The organism is Streptomyces sp. NPDC051569, assembly GCF_044454085.1.
Classification (GTDB): Bacteria; Actinomycetota; Actinomycetes; order Streptomycetales; family Streptomycetaceae; genus Streptomyces.
In genome coordinates this window covers 159,458-183,674 of sequence record NZ_JBITDJ010000013.1, presented here as the reverse complement: position 1 = coordinate 183,674, position 24,217 = coordinate 159,458, and the positions used below count along the sequence as shown (strand labels likewise).

The window sequence follows — 24,217 nt, the reverse complement described above, 5'->3', positions numbered from 1 at the left end:
ACTGCAGGGGGGACCCTGTGGGAGAGTAGGACGCCGCCGAACAATTATTGTGGGAAGGCCCCGCACCTTATGGTGCGGGGCCTTTTCGCGTTCACCACCCATTTCGTGTCCACGCCCAATTTCTCTTTCTCCGGCCGCTGGGGTCAGCCCTGCCTGTGGGGTGTCTGGTGGGAGCGGGGCCTTCGGTGCGAGATAGCGGAGGTGGCCGGCCGTTCCGGGCGCTCACGTGCGGTGGAGGCGGGCCTCGGCCCTCGGTGGGCCCTCGGGGCGTGGATTGCGTGCTGTTCCATCGGCCGAGGCGGTCGTTAGGAGGAATTCCCGGGCCCGCCCCGAGCAGGTGGTGTCACCGGACCGCCCGTACGGGCGGTCCTGAGAGGCGTATGCCGTCGTTTCAGGGTCAGGGACTCGCTGTCGGGCGCCGGAGGCGGCCTCGTCAGCGGAATGGCCGGGACGCGGGTCGATCAGGCGTTTCCAGGAAGCGGACGCATACGCGCCGGAGGAGGGTCGGGTCGTTCTCGTGGTACATCGACTCGTGGTACGTCGACGCGGACAGCACTCACCCCCGCCACTTCACGGGCGGGGGTGAGTGCTGTCCACCGCGTCAGCGTCAGGAGGCGTCGTGGCCCTGCTGGTCGGATCCGTAGCCCGCGATGCCGGCGGCGCGACCCAGTTCGAGGTCGAGTGCCTCGCGGCGGATGCGCTGGTCCACGTAGAGCAGAGCGGTCACGCCGGCGGAGATCGGGTAGGTGATCGCTGCGGCGGTCACGGCTCCGATGCTGCTGATGATCTGGAAGAGCCAGCTGAAGGCCGGTTGCTCTCCGGATATCAGGGCCGCGCGGGCGTCACCGTCCGCCGTGAAGGCGATGAGAGTGAAGACCAGCCCGATGACCAACACGACCAGGAGAACCAACAGCACGGTGAGGGCCAGGACTCCGAAGACACGCCACCAGGCATCTCGCACGAGCTTCGCGGACCGCCGCATGGACGCCACTACGCCCCGCCGTTCCAGCATCAGCGCGGGGGAGGCGAGGCTGAAGCGGACCAACAGCCAGAGGACGACGGCGCCGGCCGCCAGGGCGCCGACGCGGAGGAGAGCGGCTCCCGCGACACCTCCCAGCAGCAGGCCCGGGAGGATTCCGACGGCGATGACGGCCATGTTCATCAGAGCCAGCAGCAGTGTCAGCCCGAGCAGTTGGGGCAGTCGGGGACGGGCTTCGGTCCAGGTGCCCGAGAGGCTGACGGGGCGTCCGAGGACGGAGCGGCTGATGACCGTGGTGAGCATCGCCGTCGTGATGAGGGTGCCGATCAGCGCGACGAGGAGAACGGGCGTCTGCGCGATGAAAGCGGACTGTATCGAGTCGGCTGACTGCCGCAGAAGCTCCGAAGGAGTCGCATCCGGATCGATCTTCGCGGAATCGGGGACCAGGTAGCGCCGGGAGACCACGTCGGCGACCTGGGCGATCACGGCGACGGGGACGCTGATGCTGAGCAGGGTGCGCCAGTGAGCACGCAGGGTGGACACCGCGCCGTTGAGGATCTCGCCGAAGCCGAGCGGACGAAGCGGGATCACCCCTGGCTTGGCGGCGGGTGGCGGGCCCCAGCCGTTGCCCCTGCCCGGTCCGCCGCCCTGTGCGGGCTTTCCCCAGCCCGGCGCGGGCCGGCGCGCGGCAGGCGCGGGGCCTAGGGCGCTCGGGGCGGACCACTCGGCGGCCGGCGGTCGGCTCGCGGACCACTTGGCGGGCGGGACCGCGTCGTCGGCGGGCTCGGCGGGCCTGGGCACGGAGGCGTCCTTGCCGTCGGACGGGGCGGATCCGGGCGAGGCCCAGCCCGGAGTGTCGTTCACGGTCGTCCACCTCGTGGATTGGTTGTGGGGCCGGCTCGTCGAGCCGGCTCTTCAGCGGTGCCTGTCCGCGGAGCGGGGGACCGGCAGCCATCGTGCCACGCGCTGTTCCCTGGTAAGCCGGGGGCGGTATCTCCTTCTCCCGGCGCCCTTGCCTTCATTGTCCGTGCCGCAGCGGGCAGACTGTGCGGATGGCTGATCAGTACGTACCATCCCAGGTCGGCGCGGAGCCGTCCATGCTCCCCTCACTTCGCTGGGACGAGCCGCCGGAAGGGCCCGTACTCGTCCTCCTCGACCAGACGAGACTGCCGGTCGAGGAAGCCGAGCTCGTCTGTACCGATGTGCCCGCGCTGGTGCGGGCGATCCGGACGCTCGCCGTACGGGGGGCGCCGTTGCTGGGCGTCGCGGGTGCCTACGGGGTGGCGCTCGCCGCGGTGCGGGGCTACGACGTGGAAGACGCCGCGGAACAGTTGGCGGGGGCGCGGCCCACCGCGGTGAACCTCGGGTACGGGGTGCGGCGGGCACGCGACGCGTACCGCGCGGCGGCCGAGAAGGGGGCGGACCGGGGCGAGGCGGCGGCTGCCGCGCTCGCCGAAGCGAAGCAGCTGCACCGGGAAGACGCCGAGGCCAGCACGCGGATGGCGGCGTTTGGGCTTACGCTCCTCGATGAACTGCTGCCGGGTGGCGGCCACCGGATCCTGACCCACTGCAACACTGGGGCGCTTGTCTCGGGCGGGGAGGGAACCGCGTTCGCCGTGGCACTCTCGGCGCACCGGGCCGGTCGGTTGCGACGTCTGTGGGTGGACGAGACGCGTCCGCTTCTTCAGGGTGCCCGCCTGACGGCGTACGAGGCGGCTCGCAACGGGATGGCGTACACATTGCTCACGGACAACGCGGCGGGTTCGCTGTTCGCGGCCGGGGAGGTGGACGCCGTCCTCATCGGGGCGGACCGGATCGCCGCCGACGGGTCGGTGGCCAACAAGGTGGGGAGCTATCCGCTCGCCGTGCTGGCCAAGTATCACCATGTGCCGTTCATCGTGGTCGCCCCCACCACGACCATCGACCTCGATTCCCCGGACGGGGGGTCGATCGAGGTGGAGCAACGACCGGGACAGGAGGTGACGGAGCTCACGGCGCCGCAGACAGCGGTGGCGGGAGTGGAGGTGGGGGGTGGGATGCCGGTGGCGCCGCTGGGAACGCAGGCGTACAACCCGGCCTTTGACATCACCCCTCCGGAATTGGTGACGGCGATCGTCACCGAATATGGCGCGCTGTCCCCGGTGACCGGGGGCGGAATCGCGGAGCTGTGTGCCAGGTCACGCCAGGTAACGATTAGATAATGGGATGATGTCGATATGAAGGGACGCGTCCTTGTCGTCGATGACGACACCGCACTGGCCGAGATGCTCGGCATTGTGCTGCGAGGTGAAGGGTTCGAGCCGTCGTTCGTAGCGGACGGTGACAAGGCGCTTGCCGCCTTCCGTGAGGCCAAGCCGGATCTGGTGCTGCTGGATCTCATGCTGCCCGGCCGGGACGGGATCGAGGTGTGCCGGCTCATCAGGGCGGAGTCCGGCGTGCCCATCGTCATGCTCACGGCCAAGAGCGACACGGTCGATGTGGTGGTCGGGCTGGAGTCCGGCGCTGACGACTACATCGTCAAGCCGTTCAAGCCGAAGGAGCTGGTGGCCCGTATCAGGGCGCGGCTGCGGAGGTCGGAGGAGCCGGCGCCGGAGCAGCTGACGATCGGCGATCTGGTCATCGATGTGGCGGGTCACTCCGTGAAGCGGGAGGGGCAGTCCATCGCCCTGACACCGCTGGAGTTCGACCTGCTGGTCGCGCTGGCCCGTAAGCCGTGGCAGGTGTTCACCCGTGAGGTGCTCCTGGAGCAGGTGTGGGGGTACCGGCACGCGGCTGATACGCGGCTGGTCAACGTGCATGTGCAGCGGCTGCGCTCGAAGGTCGAGAAGGACCCTGAGCGGCCGGAGATCGTGGTGACCGTCCGTGGTGTCGGTTACAAGGCAGGACCGAGCTGATATGTCCGGCGGCAGCGCTGCTCCGAAGCCCGGTCAGCCGGGAGTCCGTGCGGGGCGGGCTGCCGGGCCGGGCCATGCCCTCTCGCGGTTCGTCCGGCTGTTCCGGAGCGGCCGGCTGCTCCAGGACGGTTCGCCGGGCGGACCGGTGCTGCGGCTCCTGGTGCGCTGGGTGAGGCGGCCGCTGCTGCCCGCTGTCCGGTTGTGGCGGCGGAACATCCAGCTGAGGGTGGTCGCGGCCACTCTGCTGATGTCGCTCGGAGTGGTGCTGCTGCTCGGATTCGTCGTCATCGGGCAGGTGCGCAACGGCCTGCTGGAAGCCAAGGAGAAAGCGGCGCAGAGCCAGGCCGCCGGCGGTTTCAACGTCGCCAAGGAGAAGGCGGACGCACCGGGCGGGCGGGACGGCGACGGGACGGGCGTCAGCCCGTCGAGGAACTCCGTCAACTGGCGCTCCGACCTGGTCGAACAGCTCGCCAGTGGGGGTCCGGGTGCCTTCAACGTGGTGGCGCTGAGTCCCGACTCGGCGGACGCCGCCTCCACCAGCCGCGCCCCCCGGGTGTCGGGCGGCGTGGATTTCGCCAGCGTTCCGGCGGATCTGCGGGCCGCGGTCGCGCAGGGCACCGGGCCGTTCGAGGCGTACGCCCAGATCAGATACACCGGTGCGACGGACCATCGGGATCCGGAGCCCGGGCTGATCGTCGGGAAGCGGCTGAACGACGCCGACCGCAACGAGTACGAGCTCTACTACATTTTCCCGCTGACCCAGGAGGAGCAGTCGCTCAACCTGGTCAAGGGCACCCTCGCCACCGCCGGCCTCTTCGTGGTCGTGCTGCTCGGGGCGATCGCCTGGCTGGTGGTGCGGCAGGTCGTCACGCCCGTACGGATGGCGGCGGGAATCGCCGAGCGGCTCTCCACGGGCCGTCTCCAGGAGAGGATGAAGGTCACCGGTGAGGACGACATCGCGCGGCTCGGTGAGGCCTTCAACAAGATGGCGCAGAATCTGCAGCTCAAGATCCAGCAGCTGGAGGAGCTCTCCAGGATGCAGCGCCGCTTCGTCTCCGACGTCTCGCACGAACTCAGGACCCCGCTGACGACCGTACGGATGGCCGCTGACGTGATCCATGAGGCGCGCGCCGACTTCGATCCCGTGACGGCGCGCTCCGCCGAACTGCTCGGGGACCAGCTCGACCGATTCGAGTCGCTGCTGTCGGACCTGCTGGAGATCAGCCGGTTCGACGCGGGTGCGGCGGCGCTGGAGGCCGAGCCGATAGACCTGCGGGAAGTCGTCCGGCGGGTGATCGGCGGCGCCGCGCCGCTGGCCGAACGCAAGGGCAGCCGGATCCGCGTCCTCGGTGATGAGCAGCCCGTCGTCGCGGAGGCCGATGCCCGCCGGGTCGAGCGGGTGCTGCGCAATCTGGTCGTCAACGCCGTCGAGCACGGCGAGGGCCGGGATGTCGTGGTCCGGTTGGGCGTGGCAGGCGGGGCCGTCGCGGTCGCCGTCCGCGATTACGGGGTGGGGCTCAAGCCCGGCGAGGCCACCCGGGTGTTCAACCGCTTCTGGCGGGCCGACCCGGCGCGGGCCCGTACCACCGGCGGGACCGGGCTCGGCCTGTCGATCGCCGTCGAGGACGCGCGGCTGCACGGCGGCTGGCTGCAGGCGTGGGGCGAGCCGGGAGGCGGATCCCAGTTCCGGCTGACGCTGCCGCGTACGGCGGACGAGGCGTTGCGCGGGTCGCCGATACCGCTGGAGCCGGAGGACTCACGGCGTCATCGGGAGCGCTCCGGGGACCAGGACTTCAGGGACGACACGCACCGGGTGGCGAACGTCCCGGCCCAGCCCCGGGCTGAGCGGTTCGCACTGCCGGTGCCGCCCGGCACGCCCGCGTCGGGCGGCACGGCGGCCGCGGTGGACCCGGCGGCGCTGCCGGGGAGTGGCGCACGGGTGGTGGCACGTCCTGCGGAGGGGCGTGCCCCGGAGAGTGATCCCGCCGACTCCGTACATCAGGCTCCGAAGCGGGAGGACACGATTCGTGGGCGCTGACCCCCGTCGGTACGGCCGGATACGTGCGGTGCGGGTGCCCGCTGTGCTGGGGACCCTCGCGCTGCTGCTGGCCGGGTGCGCGTCGATCCCGGACAGCGGCGACGTGGAGCCGGTCAAGGCATCGCCGCCCGGTGAGTCCCAGGTGCGGGTGTACGCCGTGCCGCCTCGGGACAAGGCGGAGCCCGACGAGATCGTCGACGGCTTCCTGGAAGCCATGACCAGCGATGATCCCGATTTCGCGATGGCCAGGAAGTACTTGACGAAGCGGGCGGCCGGCTGGTGGCAGCCGGAGGCCGGCACGACCGTGCTGCGCGTCGCACCGGTGCCCGCGAGCCCCAAGGACCCGTCCGGTGCCGACGAGCCCGGCCTGACGTATCCGCTGTACGGCGACCGGATCGCCGACGTGGATTCCTCGCACGCCTATGAGCCGGACGAGCCGAGTGCGTACAACCAGTCGATTCGCCTGGTGCAGCAGAACGCGCCCTCAGGCGGCAAGGAGTGGCGCATCGACAGCCTGCCCCAGGGGCTGGTGCTCGGTGAGTCGGATTTCCAGCGCAATTACCGCTCCGTGAATAAGTATTACTTTGCCTCCGGGGAGAACTGGCTGGTCGCCGATCCGGTCTATATCCGCCAGCGGATAGATCCCACGACGCGCATGGACCCGGTGACGCAGGCGGTCAAGGTACTGCTCGACGGGCCGACGAACTGGCTGGAGCCGGTGGTCGATTCACCCTTCCCGACCGGTACGGCGCTGCAGAAGGGCACCAGGTCGCTGGAGTTCGACGACCGGAACGCGCTGAAGGTGCCTCTCAACGGGAACGCGGCCAAGGCGGGGCACGCGCAGTGCCGGAAGATGGCGGCACAAGTGCTCTTCACCCTGCGGGATCTCACGTCCACGCCGGTCGGCCAGGTCGAGCTGCTCGCGGGCGGGTCCTCCCTGTGTGTGCTCGGCGGGGCCCAGGCCGAGGAGTTCGCACCCGACCGGATCTCGGGCCGCGCCGACAATCCGTACTTCATCGACGACCGCGGAAGGCTGTCGCTGCTCTCGGGTGGCAACGGCGAGACCGTCGACCGGACGCGTGTCATCGGGCCCTTCGGGACCGGTGCCACGAAGCTGGGTTCGGTGGCGGTGTCGCGGGACGAGAAGCACGCCGCGGGCATCAGCGAGGGTGGCGAGGCGCTGTTCGTGTCCTCCATCCTCTCGAACGGCGAGCTGGAAGGCGCGCTGGTGACCAGCGCGGGCGCCCGGCCCGCGGACCGGCTGTCCGCACCGAGCTGGGACGGGCGCGGCGATCTGTGGGTCGCGGACCGCGATCCCGCGAAGCCGCGGCTGCTCCGGTTCGAGGACGGCGCCGGTACGCCGCGCAAGGTGACGGTCGAGGGGCTCGACGGGGCGCGGATCGAGGCGCTGCGGGTGTCGGCGGACGGTGTGCGGATCGCGCTGCTCCTCTCGAAGGACGGGCGGACCACCCTGCAGATCGGACGGGTGGAGCGGGGCGCCTCCGCCGCCGGTCCGACGGTGTCCGTGACGGAACTCCACGCGGCGGCCCCGCAGATGGAGACGGTGACGGCGGTGTCCTGGGCCGGACCCAGCCGGCTGGTCGTGGTCGGCAAGGAGGCCCGTGGCGTGCAGCAGGTGCGCTACATACAGACCGACGGGTCGACATCGGCCGCGAGCGTGCTGCCGGGACTGAACCAGGTCACGGCCATCGCCGCGGCGGAGGACGACCGGCAGCCGCTGGTGGCCGATTCCGGGGAGGCCGGGATCGTACGGCTGCCCACCGGGGCCAACTGGCAGACGATGGTGGAGGCGGGATCGTCGCCCGTCTACCCCGGCTGACCCGGCTGCCCCGATCGGCCCGTCCGTCCCGGCCGACCTGGGCACGAGGGGCGACCGGGGCCTTCGCGGCGGGCAGTTGTCCACAGGGGTGGCCGGGTGCGTCCGTCATGGGCACAGTGGAAGGCGTGCGGGGGTGGTGGCGGGAGATCACCGGGCTGGTGCTGCCGGTCGCCTGTGGCGGCTGCGGCAGACCCAGGACGCCGCTGTGCGACGACTGCGGCCGGGCGCTGTACGGCACGTGGCCGGGCAGGGTGCGGCCGGTGCCGGAACCCGTGGGGCTGCCGGTGGTCCACGCGGCCGCGCCGTACGAGGACGCGGTACGGGCCGTGCTGCTCGCGCACAAGGAGCGTGGTGCGCTCGGTCTGGCGGGGCCGCTGGGGCGGGCCCTGGCCGGGGCCGTCCGAGCGGCGGCGCCGCCGGGGACGGGTGTCGGACCGCTGCTGCTCGTGCCGGTGCCGTCCGCGCGCCGGGCGGTGGGGGCGCGCGGACATGACGCGGGCCGCCGGATCGCGCTGGCCGCGGCCGGTGAGCTACGCCGAACGGGCCGCCCGGCCAGGGTCCTGCCGGTGCTGCGGCAGGCACGTCCGGTGGCCGACCAGGCGGGCCTCAGCGCCTGTCAGAGGCTGGCGAATCTGTCCGGGGCCCTGGAGGTCATGGCCGGGGGCGCGCGGCTGCTGGAGGGCGGCAGGGTGGTGCTGGTGGACGACCTGATGACGACCGGTGCGTCGCTGGTCGAGGCGGCGCGGGCACTCAGTGCCGTCTCCGGCCCGGACATTCCTGGATTCGCACAGGTGAGCGCAGCGGTCGTCGCGGCCCCCTCGCTCTCTTTCGAAATAAACCGGAACTGAGCATGACCTTGCATCGTCGCAGGTAAAGCGGGAAGAAAAAGACCTCGACGGGAGTACCTCCCAGTAGCGGGTGCCGAGAACCGCCCGGGGGAGCTATGTTCGGTTGTGAGGAATGGCGGAAGCCGCGACTCACTGAATGCACTGGTGTGCTTCGGCGTTTTTCAGAACCTCGAAGTCGGGGGGAGTGGGATGTTGCCCACGGGGGAGGAGGAGGTGAAAGTCGCCAAGTCCGAGGCCCTCGTGATTACTGGGGTCTGGTGCAACAGGGAGTAACTCCGCAGCGAGGCGGAGTGATCCGGGAACGGAGTTCTGCGTGGACATCGTCGTCAAGGGCCGCAAGACAGAGGTGCCGGAGCGGTTCCGCAAGCACGTGGCCGAGAAGCTGAAGCTGGAGAAGATCCAGAAGCTCGACGGCAAGGTCATCAGCCTCGATGTCGAGGTGTCCAAGGAGCACAATCCGCGGCAGGCCGACCGGTGCGACCGGGTGGAGATCACGCTCCGCTCGCGGGGCCCGGTGATCCGTGCGGAGGCGGCCGCGGCCGATCCGTACGCGGCGCTCGATCTGGCCACCGGCAAGCTGGAGGCGCGGCTGCGCAAGGAGCACGAGAAGCGGTACAACCGGCGTGGCAACGGCAGGCTCTCGGCCGCCGAGGTCGCCGATGTCGTTCCTGGCGTTGCCCAGTTGAACGCGAACGGCGAGACCGCGGCGCAGGAGGAGGCCGAGGCGGTCCGCACGACCAGGATCGGTTCGCTGGAGGTGCAGGGCGAAGGGCCTCTGGTGGTCCGCGAGAAGAACCATGTCGCCGCGGCTATGACGCTTGACCAGGCGCTCTACGAGATGGAACTGGTCGGCCACGACTTCTATTTGTTCGTCGACTCCGACACCAAGGAACCCAGCGTCGTCTACCGGCGCCATGCGTACGACTACGGCGTCATCCACCTGAGGACCGATCCGCTGGCCGAATCGGAAGCCGGCGGCGCCGGCGGCGCCCTCGGCGGGTGAGAGACGGCCGGCCGACGACCGGAGGACAGCCGGGAATCCGGCGGTGATCCATGGATCGGTGGTGCCCCTGAGGGACACTTCGGTGCCCTCAGGGGCACCACCGTGCGATCACCAGGATCGACTTTCCGGCGTCCGGGCATGAAAGCATGAACATCGCAAGCCAACAGGTGGTCTGCGAAGTGCGGTTGGCCGGCCCTCATGGACCTCTGGGCGCGGCCGTCAGGGGGAGGAACGATGGCGGACAGCTTCGGGCCGGTACACAGCGCCGACGATGCCGACGAGACGGCCGGTGGCGCCCGGTCCGACGCCGACGTGGAACGGGGCGGGTCCGGCAAGGAGCCGATCCGGGTCCTCGTCGTCGACGACCACGCGCTCTTCCGCCGGGGGCTGGAGATCGTCCTCGCCCAGGAGGAGGACATCCAGGTCATCGGTGAGGCGGGAGACGGGGCCGAGGCCGTCGACAAGGCCGCCGACCTGCTGCCGGACATCGTGCTGATGGATGTGCGGATGCCCAAGCGGGGCGGGATCGAGGCATGTACCTCCATCAAGGAGGTGGCGCCCAGCGCCAAGATCATCATGCTGACGATCAGCGACGAGGAGGCCGACCTCTACGACGCGATCAAGGCGGGCGCGACCGGCTATCTCCTCAAGGAGATCTCCACCGACGAGGTGGCCACCGCGATCCGTGCCGTGGCCGACGGCCAGTCACAGATCAGCCCCTCCATGGCGTCCAAGCTGCTGACCGAGTTCAAGTCGATGATCCAGCGCACCGACGAGCGCAGGCTCGTCCCGGCGCCACGGCTGACCGACCGCGAGCTGGAGGTCCTCAAGCTGGTCGCGACGGGGATGAACAACCGGGACATCGCCAAGGAGCTGTTCATCTCCGAGAACACCGTGAAGAACCATGTCCGCAACATCCTGGAGAAACTGCAGCTGCACTCCCGGATGGAGGCCGTGGTCTACGCGATGCGGGAGAAGATCCTGGAGATCCGCTAGGACGGGTCAGGACAGGCAGCACAGGACAAGGCAGGACGGAACAGGACGGAACAGGACGGGAGCGGGACGGCAGCGGTCACGAGAGCGCCCTGACCAGGTCGGCGGTCAGCTCGGTGCGGTCGACGCGCTCGATCCGTACGGAATCGCAGCCGACCCACTCCGCCGCTTCCCGCAGCGCCTGGGCCATCGGCTCCACGGCCTTCGGGGACTCCAGGGACACCTGCTTCGCCACCAGCGTCCTGCCCTCGCGGGCCGGGTCCACCCGGCCCAGCAGCCTGCCGCCCGACAGCAGCGGCATCGCGAAGTAGCCGTGGACCCGCTTGGGCTTGGGCACGTAGGCCTCCAGGCGGTGGGTGAAGCCGAAGATCCGCTCGGTGCGGGCCCGCTCCCAGATCAGGGAGTCGAACGGTGACAGCAGGGTCGTACGGTGCCGGCCGCGGGGCGGGGTCGCCAGCGCCTCCGGGTCGGCCCAGGCCGGCTTCGTCCAGCCTTCGACCGACACCGGCACTAGTCCCGAGTCGGCGATCACGGCGTCGACCTGGTCGCCCTTGAGGCGGTGGTAGTCCGCGATGTCGGCGCGCGTGCCGACGCCCAGCGACCGGCCCGCGAGCCGGACGAGCCGGCGAAGGCACTCCGTGTCATCCAGATCGTCATGCAGCAGATCTCCGGGAACGGCCCGCTCCGCCAGGTCGTAGACCCGCTTCCAGCTCCGTCGGCCGGTGCACACGACGTCTCCGTACATCAGGGCGCGCTCAACGGCGACCTTCGCCTCGGACCAGTCCCACCACGGCCCGCCGTTCTTGGCGCCGCCCAGCTCCGTGGCGGTCAGCGGCCCCTCCGTGCGCAACTGCTTGATCACCGTGTCGTACGCGCCGTCCGCCAGCTCGTGGTACCACTGCGGGCTCGCGCGGTAGGCACGGCGGCGGAAGGCGAAGTGCGGCCACTCCTCGACGGGCAGGATGCACGCCGCGTGCGACCAGTACTCGAAGGCGTGCGGGGGCGCCGGCGACGCACCGGCGGGCGAGGGCGTCCAGTAGGCGTCCTCGACCGTCCTGCGGCCGACGGCGCCGAGCCGCGCGTACGGAATCAGCTCGTGCGACCGCGCCAGCACGGAGATCGTGTCCAGCTGGACGGCGCCGAGATGGCGCAGCACACCCCGCACCCCGGCCCGCCGGTCCGGGGCGCCGAGGAACCCCTGGGCACGCAGCGCGATACGGCGGGCTTCGTCGGCGGAGAGCTCGGCGGCGGGGGGCGGCACAGTCGTCATGCTTCGCACGATAGACGGCGGCACTGACAGCTGGTCCTGACAGCTGGTCCTGACAGCCGGCCCTGATCAGTTGGGCCGGCTGGTCGGCGGGTCGGCTGGTCGGGTCCGCAGGGGCGGGCCCGGGTGTCAGGCCCGCGCGGGGACGTTGCGGTCCGGGGCGGGCAGGTACGGATGTCCGCCCGGCAGACCGAGGTCGGCGGGGAGCAGCGCGCCTATCCAGCAGTCGCGCACAGTGCCCTTGTTGAGCAGAGCCGCCCGCAGGACGCCCTCGATGACGAAGCCGGCCTTCTCCGCGACGGCGCGGGAGCCCGCGTTGCCCACCTCCGCACGCCACTCCAGCCGATCCGCGGCGGCCGCGGTGAAGGCCCAGCGGGCCAGCGCTTCCAGGGCTTCCGTCGTGTAGCCGTGGCCCCGGTGCTCCGGGGCCGTCCAGTATCCGGTCTCCCACGTACCGGAGCGGGGGTGCCGCAGGCTGATCGCGCCGATGACCGGGCCGCCGCCCCGCGCCTGCACCGCGAAGACGTACGCCGAGTCGTCCCGCCAGCCGTCCGGGGCCAGCTGTCCGATGAAGTGTTCCGCGTTCCGGCGTTCGTACGGTGACGGAATCGTTGTCCAGCGCTGGATGGCGGGATCCTGGCAGGCCGCGTGAACGGCGTCGGTGTCGTCCGCCGTGAAGGGCCGCAGACGCAGGCGCTCCGTCGTGAGGGTGAGGGGCTTCATGCCCGGATTCTGGTCGGCGGCCCGGCCCGGCGCGAGCCCTTTTCGTCTCTCACCGGCACCTTCCGCGCTTCCCGCGCGTTGTCACCGCGGGTGACGGTGGGTATGCGTTTCGGTGGCCCTCCCGGCGCGGGCGGGTCCTCGCTTACGATGGCCGTTGCGGTGGGGCCCGCCTGCCGTGCCCGCGCCCGTGTCCGTATACGACCCACGTGCCAGGCCCGACCGGCAAGGAGACCAGCCTCAGTGTCCGTCTTCCACAAGCTCATGCGTGCAGGCGAAGGCAAGATCCTGCGCAAACTGCACCGCATCGCGGACCAGGTCAACTCCATCGAAGAGGACTTCGTGAACCTCTCCGACGCCGAGTTGCGGGCGCTCACCGATGAGTACAAAGAGCGGTACGCCGACGGTGAGAGCCTGGACGACCTGCTCCCCGAGGCGTTCGCCACCGTCCGTGAAGCGGCCAAGCGCGTCCTCGGCCAGCGTCATTACGACGTCCAGCTGATGGGCGGCGCGGCGCTGCACCTCGGTTACGTCGCCGAGATGAAGACCGGCGAGGGCAAGACCCTCGTCGGCACACTGCCCGCGTATCTCAACGCGCTGTCCGGCAAGGGCGTTCACCTGATCACGGTGAACGACTACCTGGCCGAGCGCGACTCCGAGATGATGGGCCGCGTCCACAAGTTCCTGGGCCTTGAGGTCGGCTGCATCCTGGCCAACATGACGCCCGCGCAGCGCCGCGAGCAGTACGCCTGCGACATCACGTACGGCACGAACAACGAGTTCGGCTTCGACTACCTGCGCGACAACATGGCGTGGTCGCAGGACGAGCTCGTGCAGCGCGGCCACAACTACGCGGTCGTCGACGAGGTCGACTCGATCCTCGTCGACGAGGCCCGTACGCCGCTGATCATCTCCGGCCCCGCGGACCAGGCCACCAAGTGGTACGGCGACTTCGCCAAGCTGGTCAACCGGCTCACCAGGGGTGAGGCCGGCAACCCGCTCAAGGGCATCGAGGAGACCGGCGACTACGAGGTCGACGAGAAGAAGCGGACCGTGGCCATCCACGAGTCCGGTGTCGCGAAGGTCGAGGACTGGCTCGGCATCGACAACCTGTACGAGTCGGTCAACACCCCGCTCGTCGGTTATCTGAACAACGCCATCAAGGCCAAGGAACTGTTCAAGAACGACAAGGACTACGTCGTCATCGACGGCGAAGTCATGATCGTCGACGAGCACACCGGCCGTATCCTCGCCGGCCGACGCTACAACGAGGGCATGCACCAGGCGATCGAGGCGAAGGAAGGGGTGGACATCAAGGACGAGAACCAGACTCTCGCCACGATCACCCTGCAGAACTTCTTCCGCCTCTACGGCAAGCTCTCCGGCATGACCGGTACGGCCATGACCGAGGCCGCCGAGTTCCACCAGATCTACAAGCTGGGCGTCGTACCGATCCCGACGAACCGGGCGATGGTCCGCATCGACCAGTCCGACCTGATCTACCGGACCGAGGTCGCCAAGTTCGCCGCCGTCGTCGACGACATCGCGGAGAAGCACGAGAAGGGTCAGCCGATCCTGGTCGGCACCACCTCGGTCGAGAAGTCCGAATACCTCTCGCAGCAGCTCAGCAAGCGCGGGGTGCAGCACGAGGTGCTCAACGCCAAGCAGCACGACCGGGAGGCGACCATCGTCGCCCAGGCCGGCCGCAAGGGCGCCGTCACGGTCGCGACGAACATGGCCGGCCGTGGCACCGACATCAAGCTCGGCGGCAACCCCGACGACCTCGCGGAGGCCGAGCTGCGTCAGCGCGGCCTGGACCCCGTCGAGCACGTCGAGGAGTGGGCGGCGGCCCTGCCGGCCGCGCTGGAGAAGGCGGAGCAGGCGGTCAAGGCGGAGTTCGAGGAGGTCAAGGAGCTCGGCGGGCTCTACGTCCTGGGCACCGAGCGGCACGAGTCGCGCCGTATCGACAACCAGCTGCGCGGTCGTTCGGGACGTCAGGGCGACCCGGGCGAGTCCCGCTTCTACCTGTCCCTCGGCGACGACCTGATGCGCCTGTTCAAGGCCCAGATGGTCGAGCGCGTGATGTCCATGGCCAACGTGCCGGACGACGTCCCGATCGAGAACAAGATGGTGACCCGCGCCATCGCCTCCGCGCAGTCGCAGGTCGAGACGCAGAACTTCGAGACGCGTAAGAACGTCCTGAAGTACGACGAGGTCCTCAACCGGCAGCGTGAGGTCATCTACGGTGAGCGCCGCCGCGTCCTGGAGGGCGAGGACCTGCACGAGCAGGTGCGCCACTTCATGGACGACACGATCGACGCGTACATCCAGGCGGAGACCGTCGAGGGCTTCGCCGAGGAGTGGGACCTCGACCGGCTGTGGGGCGCCTTCAAGCAGCTCTACCCGGTGAAGGCCACCGTGGAGGAGCTGGAGGACGCGGCCGGCGACCGGGCCGGGATCACGTCCGAGTTCATCGCGGAGTCCATCAAGGACGACATCCACGAGCAGTACGAGGACCGTGAGAAGCAGCTCGGCTCGGACATCATGCGCGAGCTGGAGCGGCGCGTCGTGCTGTCCGTCCTGGACCGCAAGTGGCGTGAGCACCTCTACGAGATGGACTATCTCCAGGAGGGCATCGGCCTCCGTGCCATGGCGCAGAAGGACCCGCTGGTCGAGTACCAGCGCGAGGGCTTCGACATGTTCAACGCCATGATGGACGGCATCAAGGAAGAATCCGTCGGCTACCTGTTCAACCTGGAGGTCCAGGTCGAGCAGCAGGTCGAGGAGGTCCTGGTGCAGGACGAGGCGGAGCGTACGTCGCTCACCAAGGAGGACGGGGTGCCGGTGGGTGCCGCGCGTCCCGAGATCCGCGCCAAGGGGCTCGACGCTCCGCAGCGGCCCGACCGGCTGCACTTCTCCGCCCCCACGGTGGACGGTGAGGGCGGGATCGTCGAGGGCGACTTCCAGAACGCGGACGGGCCGACGCGGTCCACGTCCGACGGTCTGACGCGCGCCGAGCGCCGCAAGGCGCAGAAGGGCGGCACCACCGGCGGGCGCCGCCGCAAGAAGTAACCGCCGCGAGAAGTAACCGCCGCGAGAAGTAACAGCGGCAGGACCATGGGCCCCGGGCCGGGGAGCGCACTCGCTGTGCGCTCCCCGGCCCGTCCTCATGCCCTCATGCTCCGGACGCTCCGGCCGGGATCCGCTCGCCCCCCAGCTCGACGGCGGCGCAGCGCCACCGCAGGTCGGCGCCGCGCTCCAGGCGGAAGGCCATGGCACGCACCTGCTCGCCGGCGGCGATGCTGGCGGACGCCTCGACCACGCCGGAGCGCGGCTGGAAGCCACGGCAGGCGCGGATGACGGGGCGCGCGCCCCGCGCCCTGAGCGGGGTGCCCGGTGCGAGGCGTACGAGCTGCTCGTACGCCACTCCGATGGTCTGGCCGAGCATCCAGTGCACGGGGCGGTGGCCGCTGAGGACGGCGAGCAGGCGCTCCGCGAAGAGCTCGTGCGGGGGAACGTGCGGGCGCCGCTGCGGGCGGCCGGTGCCGGGCCTGCGCTGGTCGCGGCGGCCGGGGGGCCTGGCCACGGCGACCGTCCTGGCCGCCGCCCGGTCCCTCGCCGCCCTGAGGCCGGGCCCGGTGGCCGTGCTGTCGGCCGTGACGCGGGTCGTGACGTCATCCCTGCTGCCGGTCGTGACGCCGGTCGTGACGCCGGTCGTGACGCCGGCTGTGCTGTCGGCCCTGCTGTCGGCCGTGACGCCGCTCGTGACGCCGCTCGTGCGGGAGGTGGTGGTGGATGTGGTCGCGTACACGCAGATCGCCCCCGTTCTGCCCGTCCGGATCGGATACCGGGCGGTAACTTGTGTTGGGGATCTTCTACGGGTCCCGCGCGGCCGTCGCAAGGCGGGGACGGCGTGGGAGCACGGGACCCTGAAATCACCTATCAGGGTGATGGGCTCGCCGTACCGGGCCCGGCGGAGGGATGGCGGGTGCTTCCCGGTGGACGCCCGAGGGGTCCAGGAGCGTCACCCCGAAGAGGGACTCCCGCACGTATCCTGGGGCAGTCTCCCGACTACGAAAGCGGCCACTCATGCGCGTCTATGTCCCCCTCACCCTGCCCGGTCTCGCGGAGGCGCACAAGGCGGGCGAGCTGGGGCCAGGGCCGCTGACCGCGTACGCCGTGACGCCCGGGCTGCGCGAGTGGTACGTCTCCGACGACATCGAGGAACTGGAGTACGCGGCCCTCAGCCGGGCCGCGGCCGCCTCGCTCCGGCTGCTCGCCGCCGACCCGGGCGCGGCCCGGCGCCGGGTGGTCGTCGCCGCCGACGTACCGGACCGCGAGGCGGTCTCCGACCCCGACCGGGGCATGGACGCGGGCGCGGTGGGCGAGGTGCGGATCGCCTCGGCGATCGCGCTGGCGAGGGCGGCGGCGGTGCACGCCGACTCCGACGACGCGCTCGGCGATGTGTCGGCCGCGGCGGCCGCCCTCGGCGCCGCGGACCACGGGGACGACGACGCACAGTTCACGGTGGACGGCGCCGAGGACCACGAACTGCTCTGGTACGGCGTCCAGGAGATTCCGAACCTCATCGGCTGAGAGCCTGCCGCGTGACCTTCGATCGGACACCCGACAGGCTCCGAGGTGGCCGGGCGAGGTCCCGCTGTCGGACCCCGCGGGTACGGTTTTCGGTATGGGGAAACAGAACGCGCATCTGGTCTGGGACTGGAACGGCACACTCCTCGATGACATCCACGCGGTCATCGGGGCGACGAACGCGGCCTTCGCGGAGATCGGCATCGAGTCGATCACGCTCGACCGCTACCGCGAGCTGTACTGCGTGCCGATCCCCGTCTTCTACGAGCGGCTGATGGGCCGGCTGCCGACCGCTGCCGAGTGGGACGTGATGGACGCGTCCTTCCACCGGCACTACACGGAGCGGCGCGTCTCCTGCGGGCTGACGGAGGGTGTCGAGGAGCTGCTGGCGCAGTGGCGGCTGGCGGGCAGCAGCCAGTCGCTGCTGAGCATGTACGGGCACGAGGAGCTGGTTCCGGTCGTGCGGGGGTACGGGATCGAGAGCCACTTCGTCCGCGTCGACGGGCGCACGGGCCCGTCCGGCGGGAGCAAGGCGCTGCACATGGAGCGCCATCTGACCGCCTTGGCCGCGGCGGGCGCCATATCCGCCGAGCGCACGGTGGTCATCGGCGACGCGGTCGACGACGCGGTGGCGGCGGCGCACGTGGGTGCGCACGCCGTCCTGTACACCGGCGGTTCGCACAGCCGGGCCAGCCTGGAGGCGGTGGGCGTCCCGGTGGTGGACACCCTCGCGGAAGCCGTCGCCACGGCGCGGCACCTGACGGCCTGATCGGCCGGGGAGGGACCGGTCGGAGGACCGGTCTCCCCGCAGGCTCCCAGGCCCGGTGTGCGCGGCTTACGCCCCGGCCGCCTGGGTGTACGCCGCGTACACCGGCCCAGGCCGGCTGTCACGGTCCCTTGCCCTTCATGCCCGCACGGTCGCCGATCGGGAGAGTGTGCCCTCGGGCGGCCCCAGGGCACGGTGCGGCTGACCGCTCCGGGCTCCGCCCGGGGATGCAGGCCAGGGATCAGGCCAGGGGGGCCTGCGTCCGGAGGACCTTCAGGAACTCGCGCATCCACGCCGAGTGGTCCGGCCAGGCGCGGGCGGAGATCATGGTGCCGTCGACCACCACCTCCGCGTCCTGGAAAGTGGCGCCCGCCGTCTGCATGTCGATTTCGAGGGCGGGGTACGCGGTGACCCGGCGGCCGGCGAGTTCGCCGATGGCGGCTGTGAGGAGAGGACCGTGGCAGATCTGGGCGACGGGCTTGTCGGCGTCGAAGAAGGACTTGATGATCTTGCGGAGTTCCAGGTCGCCCCGGAGGTACTCGGGAGCGCGGCCGCCGGGGATGACCAGGGCGGCGTACCGCGTAGGCTCGACCTCGGAGAAGGCGAGGTCGGCGGGGAAGGTGTACCCGGGCTTCTCGGTGTAGGTGTCGAAGCCGGGCTCGAAGTCGTGGACCACGAACCGCAGCTTCTTGCGGGCCGGGGCGGCGATGTGGACCTCGTACCCCTCCTCGCGCAGGCGCTGGTACGGATACAGCACTTCGAGGGACTCGGCTGCGTCGCCGGTGACGATCAGGACCTTGGCTGCCATGGCTGCTCCCGGGGAAGATGGGTCGGTCTGTCCACCTGTCGCCCAGTGTCGTCCCGGCCGGCATGCGACGGCCCATCAGGCAGCGGCGTGTCTCTGTCCAGAGTGTCAAACTTCGACCCCTGGTTTTGTACACATACGGCTCATGACGGTTCCCCGGTCGAGGGCGATAGCCTTGTGCCCGTGATCAGCGCGATATGCCGTGGGGGCAGCGAAGCCTCCGGCCTGCGCCCGGAGCGGCACCGCCCCCGGGCCATCGCTGAACCTCGCAATCCGGGCCGACAGTCAACATTGGCCAATAACGTCCCGGACATCTCCCATCGCGGCATAACGTCGACCTCGACCGGAAACCCCGCGTCGTGGCGTTGTGTCGCTTCCTTCACCTACGTCACGCAACGGCGCGCGACAGGAGCCAGAGGACATGCAGACCAAGCTGGACGAAGCCAAGGCCGAGCTGCTCGAACAGGCGGCCCGGGTCGCTGAGAACAGCCCGGCGGGGGGAACCGGCGGGCTGGGCGGAGGCCCCCGGAAGGACGAGGCGGCGGCGGGGCCCGCCCTCGCGGACCGCGAGGAGGGTCCTGACCAGGACACCCTTCTCGCGTATCTCCAGCGCTACTACCTGCACACCGCTCCCGAGGACCTGGCCGGCCGTGACCCGGTCGACGTTTTCGGTGCCGCGCTCTCGCACTACCGGCTGGCCGCGAACCGCCCGCAGGGGAAGGCCAACGTCCGGGTCGCCACCCCGACGGTCGAGGAGAACGGCTGGACGTGCAGCCACTCCGTGATCGAGGTCGTCACCGACGACATGCCCTTCCTGGTCGACTCCGTCACCAACGAGCTGACGCGCCAGGGCCGTGGCATCCACGCCGTGATCCACCCGCAGGTCGTCGTGCGCCGTGACGTCGCCGGCAAGCTGATCGAGGTCCTTCCCGAGGGCAGCGCCGTCGCGGAGCGTCCGCTCGACGCGGTCACCGAGTCCTGGATCCACGTGGAGATCGACCGGGAGACCGACCGGGACGACCTCAAGCAGATCACCTCCGACCTGCGCGCCATCCTGTCCGACGTCCGCGAGACCGTCGAGGACTGGGACAAGATGCGCGAGTCCGCGCTGCGCGTCGCCGAGGGGCTGTCCGGCGAGCCGACCGCCGACGATCTGCCCGCCCACGAGCTCGAAGAGGCCCGTGAGCTGCTGCGCTGGCTCGCCGCCGATCACTTCACCTTCCTCGGTTACCGCGAGTATCGGCTGACGGACGCCGACTCCCTGTCCGCCGTCCCCGGCACCGGGCTCGGCATTCTGCGCTCCGACCCGATCCAGAGCGAGGAGGACGACCACCCGGTCAGCCCCTCCTTCATCCGGCTCCCCGCCGACGCCCGCGCCAAGGCCCGCGAGCACAAGCTGCTCGTCATCACCAAGGCCAACAGCCGCGCCACCGTCCACCGGTCCGGCTATCTCGACTACGTCGGCGTGAAGAAGTTCGACGACAAGGGCAATGTCGTCGGCGAGCGGCGTTTCCTGGGGCTCTTCTCGTCGGCCGCGTACACCGAGTCCGTACGCCGGGTCCCGGTCGTCCGCCGCAAGGTCGCCGAGGTCCTGGAGGGCGCGGGCTTCTCGCCCAACAGCCACGACGGCCGCGATCTGATGCAGATCCTGGAGACGTACCCGCGCGACGAGCTGTTCCAGACGCCCGTCGACCAGCTCCGCTCGATCGTCACCAGCGTGCTGTACCTCCAGGAGCGCAGGCGGCTGCGGCTCTACCTGCGCCAGGACGAGTACGGGCGCTACTACTCCGCCCTCGTCTACCTGCCGCGCGACCGGTACACCACCGGGGTCCGGCTGCGGCTGATCGACATCCTCAAGGAGGAGCTCGGCGGGTCCAGCGTCGACTTCACCGCCTGGAACACAGAATCGATTCTCTCCCGCATTCACTTCGTCGTCCGGGTCCCCCAGGGCACCGAGCTGGCCGAGCTGACCGACGCCGACGCCGACCGCATCGAGGCCCGGCTCGTCGAGGCCGCCCGCTCCTGGGCCGACGCCTTCGGCGAGGCGCTGAACGCCGAATGCGGTGAGGAGCGCGCGGCCGAGCTGCTGCGCCACTACGGCAACGCCTTCCCCGAGGGCTACAAGGCCGACCACAGCCCCCGGTCCGCCGTGGCCGACCTGGTCCACCTGGAAGCGCTCAGCGCCACGGAGAAGGACTTCTCCCTCTCCCTGTACGAGCCGGTCGGCGCGAGCGCCGGCGAGCGCCGCTTCAAGATCTACCGTTCGGGCGAGCAGGTCTCCCTGTCCGCCGTCCTCCCGGTGCTCCAGCGGCTCGGTGTCGAGGTCGTCGACGAGCGGCCGTACGAGCTGCGCTGCGCCGACCGCACGCACGCCTGGATCTACGACTTCGGCCTGCGGATGCCGCTCGGCGGCGCGGACGGCGACTACCTCGCCGACGACGCCCGCGACCGCTTCCAGGACGCCTTCGCCGCCGTCTGGACCGGGGCCGCCGAGAACGACGGCTTCAACTCCCTCGTCCTGCTGGCCGGGCTCAGCTGGCGGCAGGCGATGGTGCTCCGCGCGTACGCCAAGTACCTGCGCCAGTCCGGCTCGACCTTCAGCCAGGACTACATGGAGGACACCCTCCGCACCAACGTCCACACCACCCGGCTGCTGGTCTCCCTCTTCGAGGCCCGGATGTCGCCGGGCCGCCAGCGGGCCGGTACGGAGCTGACGGCGGCGCTGCTGGAGGAGCTGGACGGCGCCCTCGACCAGGTCGCCAGCCTCGACGAGGACCGGATCCTCCGGTCCTTCCTCACGCTGATCAAGGCCACGCTGCGGACGAACTTCTTCCAGAAGACCTCGGACGGCGGGCAGCACAGCTACGTCTCGATGAAGTTCGACCCGCAGGCCATCCCGGACCTGCCGGCGCCCCGCCCGGCGTACGAGATCTGGGTGTACTCGCCGCGCGTCGAGGGCGTCCATCTCCGCTTCGGCAAGGTCGCCCGAGGTGGCCTGCGCTGGTCCGACCGGCGCGAGGACTTCCGTACGGAGATCCTCGGCCTGGTCAAGGCGCAGATGGTCAAGAACACCGTGATCGTGCCGGTCGGCGCCAAGGGCGGCTTCGTCGCCAAGCAGCTGCCCGACCCGGCCGTGGACCGCGACGCCTGGCTCGCCGAGGGCATCGGCGCGTACAAGGTCTTCATCTCGGCGCTGCTCGACATCACGGACAACATGGTGGCGGGCGAGGTCGTTCCGCCGTCCGACGTGGTCCGGCACGACGGGGACGACACCTATCTGGTCGTCGCCGCCGACAAGGGCACGGCGAGCTTCTCCGACATCGCCAACGAGGTCGCGGTCTCGTACGACTTCTGGCTCGGGGACGCCTTCGCCTCCGGCGGCAGCGCCGGCTACGACCACAAGGGCATGGGCATCACGGCCCGTGGCGCCTGGGAATCCGTCGAGCGGCACTTCCGCGAGTACGGCCACAACACCCAGACCCAGGACTTCACCGTCGTCGGCGTCGGCGACATGTCCGGTGACGTCTTCGGCAACGGCATGCTGCTCTCCGAGCACATCCGGCTCGTCGCGGCCTTCGACCACCGGCACATCTTCATCGACCCGCACCCGGACGCGGCCACCTCGTACGCCGAGCGCCGCCGCCTCTTCGACCTGCCGCGCTCCTCGTGGGCGGACTACGACAAGCGGCTGCTGTCGCAGGGGGGTGGCATCCACCCCCGTACCGCCAAGTCGATCCCCGTCAACACGCATGTCCGCGAGGCTCTCGGTATCGAGCCCGGCATCACCAAGCTGACGCCCGCCGAACTGATGAAGGCGATCCTCCAGGCCCCGGTGGACCTGCTGTGGAACGGCGGCATCGGGACGTACGTCAAGGCCTCCACCGAGTCGAACGCCGATGTCGGCGACAAGGCGAACGACGCGATCCGCGTCAACGGCGAGGCCCTGCGGGTCAAGGTCGTCGGCGAGGGCGGCAATCTGGGCCTGACCCAGCTCGGCCGGATCGAATTCGCCCGGCGCGGCGCGGGCGGCGGTGGCGGCAAGGCCAACACCGACGCCATCGACAACAGCGCGGGCGTGGACACCTCCGACCACGAGGTGAACATCAAGATCCTGCTCAACGGCCTGGTCACGGACGGCGACATGACCGTCAAGCAGCGCAACAAGCTGCTCGCCGCGATGACCGACGAGGTCGGTGAGCTGGTGCTGCGCAACAACTACGCGCAGAACACCGCACTCGCCAACGCCGGCGCGCAGTCACCGTCACTGCTCCACGCCCACCAGCGGTTCATGCGCCGCCTGGTGCGGGACGGGCACCTGAACAGGGCGCTGGAGTTCCTGCCGACCGATCGGCAGATCCGCGAGCTGCTCAACGCGGGCAAGGGACTCTCCCAGCCCGAGGTCGCGGTGCTGCTCGCCTACACCAAGATCACGGTGGCCGACGAGCTGATCCACACCGGGCTGCCGGACGACCCGTACCTGCGCAAGCTGCTGTACGCGTACTTCCCGGCGCAGCTGCGCGAGCAGTTCGCCGAGCAGATCGACACCCACGCGCTGCGCCGCGAGATCATCACGACGGTGCTCGTCAACGACACCGTCAACTCCGGTGGTTCGACCTTCCTGCACCGGCTGCGGGAGGAGACTGGGGCGTCGATCGAGGAGATCGTACGGGCGCACACCGCGGCCCGCGAGATCTTCGGACTCGGCGGCGTCTGGGACGCCGTCGAGGCGCTGGACAACCAGGTCCCGGCCGCCGTGCAGACCCGGATCCGGCTGCACTCGCGCCGGCTGGTCGAGCGCGGTACGCGCTGGCTGCTCGGCAACCGGCCGCAGCCGCTGGAGATCGCCGCGACCATCGAGTTCTTCGCGGCCGGCGTGGAGCAGGTCTGGGCGCAGCTGCCCACCATGCTGCGCGGCGCGGAGCTGGAGTGGTACCAGGCCCTCCTCAAGGAGCTGACCGGCTCGGGTGTTCCCGAGGAACTCGCCCTGCGGGTCGCCGGCTTCTCGTCCGCCTTCCCGACGCTCGACATCGTGGCGATCGCGGACCGCACGGGCCAGGACCCGCTGGCCGTCGCCGAGGTGTACTACGACCTCGGCGACCGGCTGCGGATCACCCAGCTGATGGACCGGATCATCGAACTGCCGCGGGCCGACCGCTGGCAGTCCATGGCCCGCGCCTCCATCCGCGAGGACCTGTACGCGGCGCACGCCGGCCTGACCGCCGATGTGCTGTCCGGGGGCGACAACAGTTCGACGCCCGAGGAGCGCTACAAGGCCTGGGAGCAGAAGAACGCCGCGATCCTCGGCCGTTCGCGGGCCACGCTGGAGGAGATCCAGGGCTCGGACGCGTTCGACCTGGCGAATCTGTCGGTCGCGATGCGGACGATGCGGACGCTGCTGCGTACGCACAGCTGACGGTCGCGAGCAGGACACAGCGTCGGAAGCAGGACACAGCGAAGGGGCGCCCGGCTCA

At 70.3% G+C, this 24,217-nt stretch carries 16 protein-coding genes; 11 read left to right on the top strand and 5 right to left on the bottom strand.

Translation table 11 applies throughout. From position 1 onward, the window contains the following. Positions 1-607: 607 nt before the first annotated feature. A complete protein-coding gene (locus tag ACIBAE_RS19910; RefSeq protein WP_399286963.1) occupies positions 608-1,843 on the bottom strand; it encodes a glycerophosphoryl diester phosphodiesterase membrane domain-containing protein in 1,236 nt (411 codons plus the stop codon). A 188-nt stretch (positions 1,844-2,031) separates the two neighbouring features. On the opposite strand from ACIBAE_RS19910, the gene mtnA reads away from it, so the two are divergent. From mtnA to ACIBAE_RS19875, 7 genes are all read left to right on the top strand, one after another. Then, the gene (gene mtnA / locus ACIBAE_RS19905) at positions 2,032-3,180 is read left to right on the top strand and encodes an S-methyl-5-thioribose-1-phosphate isomerase (protein ID WP_399286960.1); all 1,149 of its coding nucleotides are present in this window, start codon (positions 2,032-2,034) and stop codon (positions 3,178-3,180) included. A gap of 15 nt (positions 3,181-3,195) precedes the next feature. Further along, the gene (gene mtrA, locus ACIBAE_RS19900; protein WP_003968748.1) at positions 3,196-3,873 is read left to right on the top strand and encodes a two-component system response regulator MtrA; all 678 of its coding nucleotides are present in this window, start codon (positions 3,196-3,198) and stop codon (positions 3,871-3,873) included. 1 nt (position 3,874) lies between these two features. Beyond that, positions 3,875-5,911 carry an MtrAB system histidine kinase MtrB gene (gene mtrB, locus ACIBAE_RS19895; protein ID WP_399286956.1) on the top strand — a complete coding sequence of 679 codons (2,037 nt, stop codon included), beginning with the start codon at positions 3,875-3,877 and terminating at the stop codon, positions 5,909-5,911. Then, a complete protein-coding gene (locus ACIBAE_RS19890) occupies positions 5,901-7,751 on the top strand; it encodes an LpqB family beta-propeller domain-containing protein (protein WP_399286953.1) in 1,851 nt (616 codons plus the stop codon). Before mtrB ends, ACIBAE_RS19890 begins: the two co-directional genes overlap by 11 nt. 125 nt (positions 7,752-7,876) lie before the next feature. Then, positions 7,877-8,599: a ComF family protein gene (locus ACIBAE_RS19885; RefSeq protein ID WP_399286998.1), complete on the top strand. Its 723-nt coding sequence runs from the start codon at positions 7,877-7,879 to the stop codon at positions 8,597-8,599. A gap of 313 nt (positions 8,600-8,912) precedes the next feature. Beyond that, a complete protein-coding gene (hpf, locus tag ACIBAE_RS19880) occupies positions 8,913-9,602 on the top strand; it encodes a ribosome hibernation-promoting factor, HPF/YfiA family (RefSeq protein ID WP_399286950.1) in 690 nt (229 codons plus the stop codon). Positions 9,603-9,836: 234 nt separating this feature from the next. Then, complete coding sequence (locus tag ACIBAE_RS19875) at positions 9,837-10,598, top strand: response regulator (protein WP_399286948.1); 762 nt, start codon at positions 9,837-9,839, stop codon at positions 10,596-10,598. Positions 10,599-10,674: 76 nt separating this feature from the next. Here ACIBAE_RS19875 and ACIBAE_RS19870 read toward each other — a convergent pair whose 3' ends face one another. Both ACIBAE_RS19870 and ACIBAE_RS19865 read right to left on the bottom strand, forming a co-directional pair. Then, positions 10,675-11,865, bottom strand: coding sequence for a winged helix-turn-helix domain-containing protein (locus ACIBAE_RS19870; protein ID WP_399286945.1), 1,191 nt, complete (start codon positions 11,863-11,865; stop codon positions 10,675-10,677). 126 nt (positions 11,866-11,991) lie between these two features. Further along, positions 11,992-12,585: a GNAT family N-acetyltransferase gene (locus ACIBAE_RS19865; protein ID WP_399286942.1), complete on the bottom strand. Its 594-nt coding sequence runs from the start codon at positions 12,583-12,585 to the stop codon at positions 11,992-11,994. Between the two features lie 240 nt (positions 12,586-12,825). On the opposite strand from ACIBAE_RS19865, the gene secA reads away from it, so the two are divergent. Continuing rightward, positions 12,826-15,654 (top strand): preprotein translocase subunit SecA, encoded by a 2,829-nt coding sequence (gene secA, locus ACIBAE_RS19860; RefSeq protein WP_399286939.1) that lies wholly within the window; start codon positions 12,826-12,828, stop codon positions 15,652-15,654. Positions 15,655-15,757: 103 nt separating this feature from the next. On the opposite strand, the gene ACIBAE_RS19855 is transcribed toward secA, so the two are convergent. Beyond that, entirely contained in the window at positions 15,758-16,168 is a 411-nt protein-coding gene (locus ACIBAE_RS19855; protein ID WP_399286995.1) for an Rv3235 family protein, read from the bottom strand. 503 nt (positions 16,169-16,671) lie between these two features. On the opposite strand from ACIBAE_RS19855, the gene ACIBAE_RS19850 reads away from it, so the two are divergent. Continuing rightward, a complete protein-coding gene (locus ACIBAE_RS19850) occupies positions 16,672-17,178 on the top strand; it encodes a DUF6912 family protein (protein WP_399286937.1) in 507 nt (168 codons plus the stop codon). A 94-nt stretch (positions 17,179-17,272) separates the two neighbouring features. Further along, on the top strand, positions 17,273-17,944 hold the full coding sequence (locus ACIBAE_RS19845) for an HAD family hydrolase (protein ID WP_399286934.1): 672 nt from the start codon (positions 17,273-17,275) through the stop codon (positions 17,942-17,944). 238 nt (positions 17,945-18,182) lie between these two features. Here the strand turns inward: ACIBAE_RS19845 and ACIBAE_RS19840 are convergent, their stop codons facing one another. Then, positions 18,183-18,749 (bottom strand): DJ-1/PfpI family protein, encoded by a 567-nt coding sequence (locus ACIBAE_RS19840; RefSeq protein ID WP_399286931.1) that lies wholly within the window; start codon positions 18,747-18,749, stop codon positions 18,183-18,185. 418 nt (positions 18,750-19,167) lie between these two features. Between ACIBAE_RS19840 and ACIBAE_RS19835 the strand changes: the two genes are divergently transcribed. Beyond that, a complete protein-coding gene (locus ACIBAE_RS19835; protein WP_399286928.1) occupies positions 19,168-24,159 on the top strand; it encodes an NAD-glutamate dehydrogenase in 4,992 nt (1,663 codons plus the stop codon). Positions 24,160-24,217 lie beyond the last annotated feature (58 nt).

Bases quoted from the DNA above. Each gene is read 5' to 3' on its own strand.
- ACIBAE_RS19875 (WP_399286948.1), top strand. From the start codon at position 9,837: ATGGCGGACAGCTTCGGGCCGGTACACAGCGCCGACGATGCCGACGAG.
- ACIBAE_RS19865 (WP_399286942.1), bottom strand. From the start codon at position 12,585: ATGAAGCCCCTCACCCTCACGACGGAGCGCCTGCGTCTGCGGCCCTTC.
- mtrA (WP_003968748.1), top strand. From the start codon at position 3,196: ATGAAGGGACGCGTCCTTGTCGTCGATGACGACACCGCACTGGCCGAG.
- mtnA (WP_399286960.1), top strand. From the start codon at position 2,032: ATGGCTGATCAGTACGTACCATCCCAGGTCGGCGCGGAGCCGTCCATG.
- ACIBAE_RS19840 (WP_399286931.1), bottom strand. From the start codon at position 18,749: ATGGCAGCCAAGGTCCTGATCGTCACCGGCGACGCAGCCGAGTCCCTC.
- ACIBAE_RS19845 (WP_399286934.1), top strand. From the start codon at position 17,273: ATGGGGAAACAGAACGCGCATCTGGTCTGGGACTGGAACGGCACACTC.
- ACIBAE_RS19870 (WP_399286945.1), bottom strand. From the start codon at position 11,865: ATGACGACTGTGCCGCCCCCCGCCGCCGAGCTCTCCGCCGACGAAGCC.
- mtrB (WP_399286956.1), top strand. From the start codon at position 3,875: ATGTCCGGCGGCAGCGCTGCTCCGAAGCCCGGTCAGCCGGGAGTCCGT.
- ACIBAE_RS19850 (WP_399286937.1), top strand. From the start codon at position 16,672: ATGCGCGTCTATGTCCCCCTCACCCTGCCCGGTCTCGCGGAGGCGCAC.
- ACIBAE_RS19835 (WP_399286928.1), top strand. From the start codon at position 19,168: ATGCAGACCAAGCTGGACGAAGCCAAGGCCGAGCTGCTCGAACAGGCG.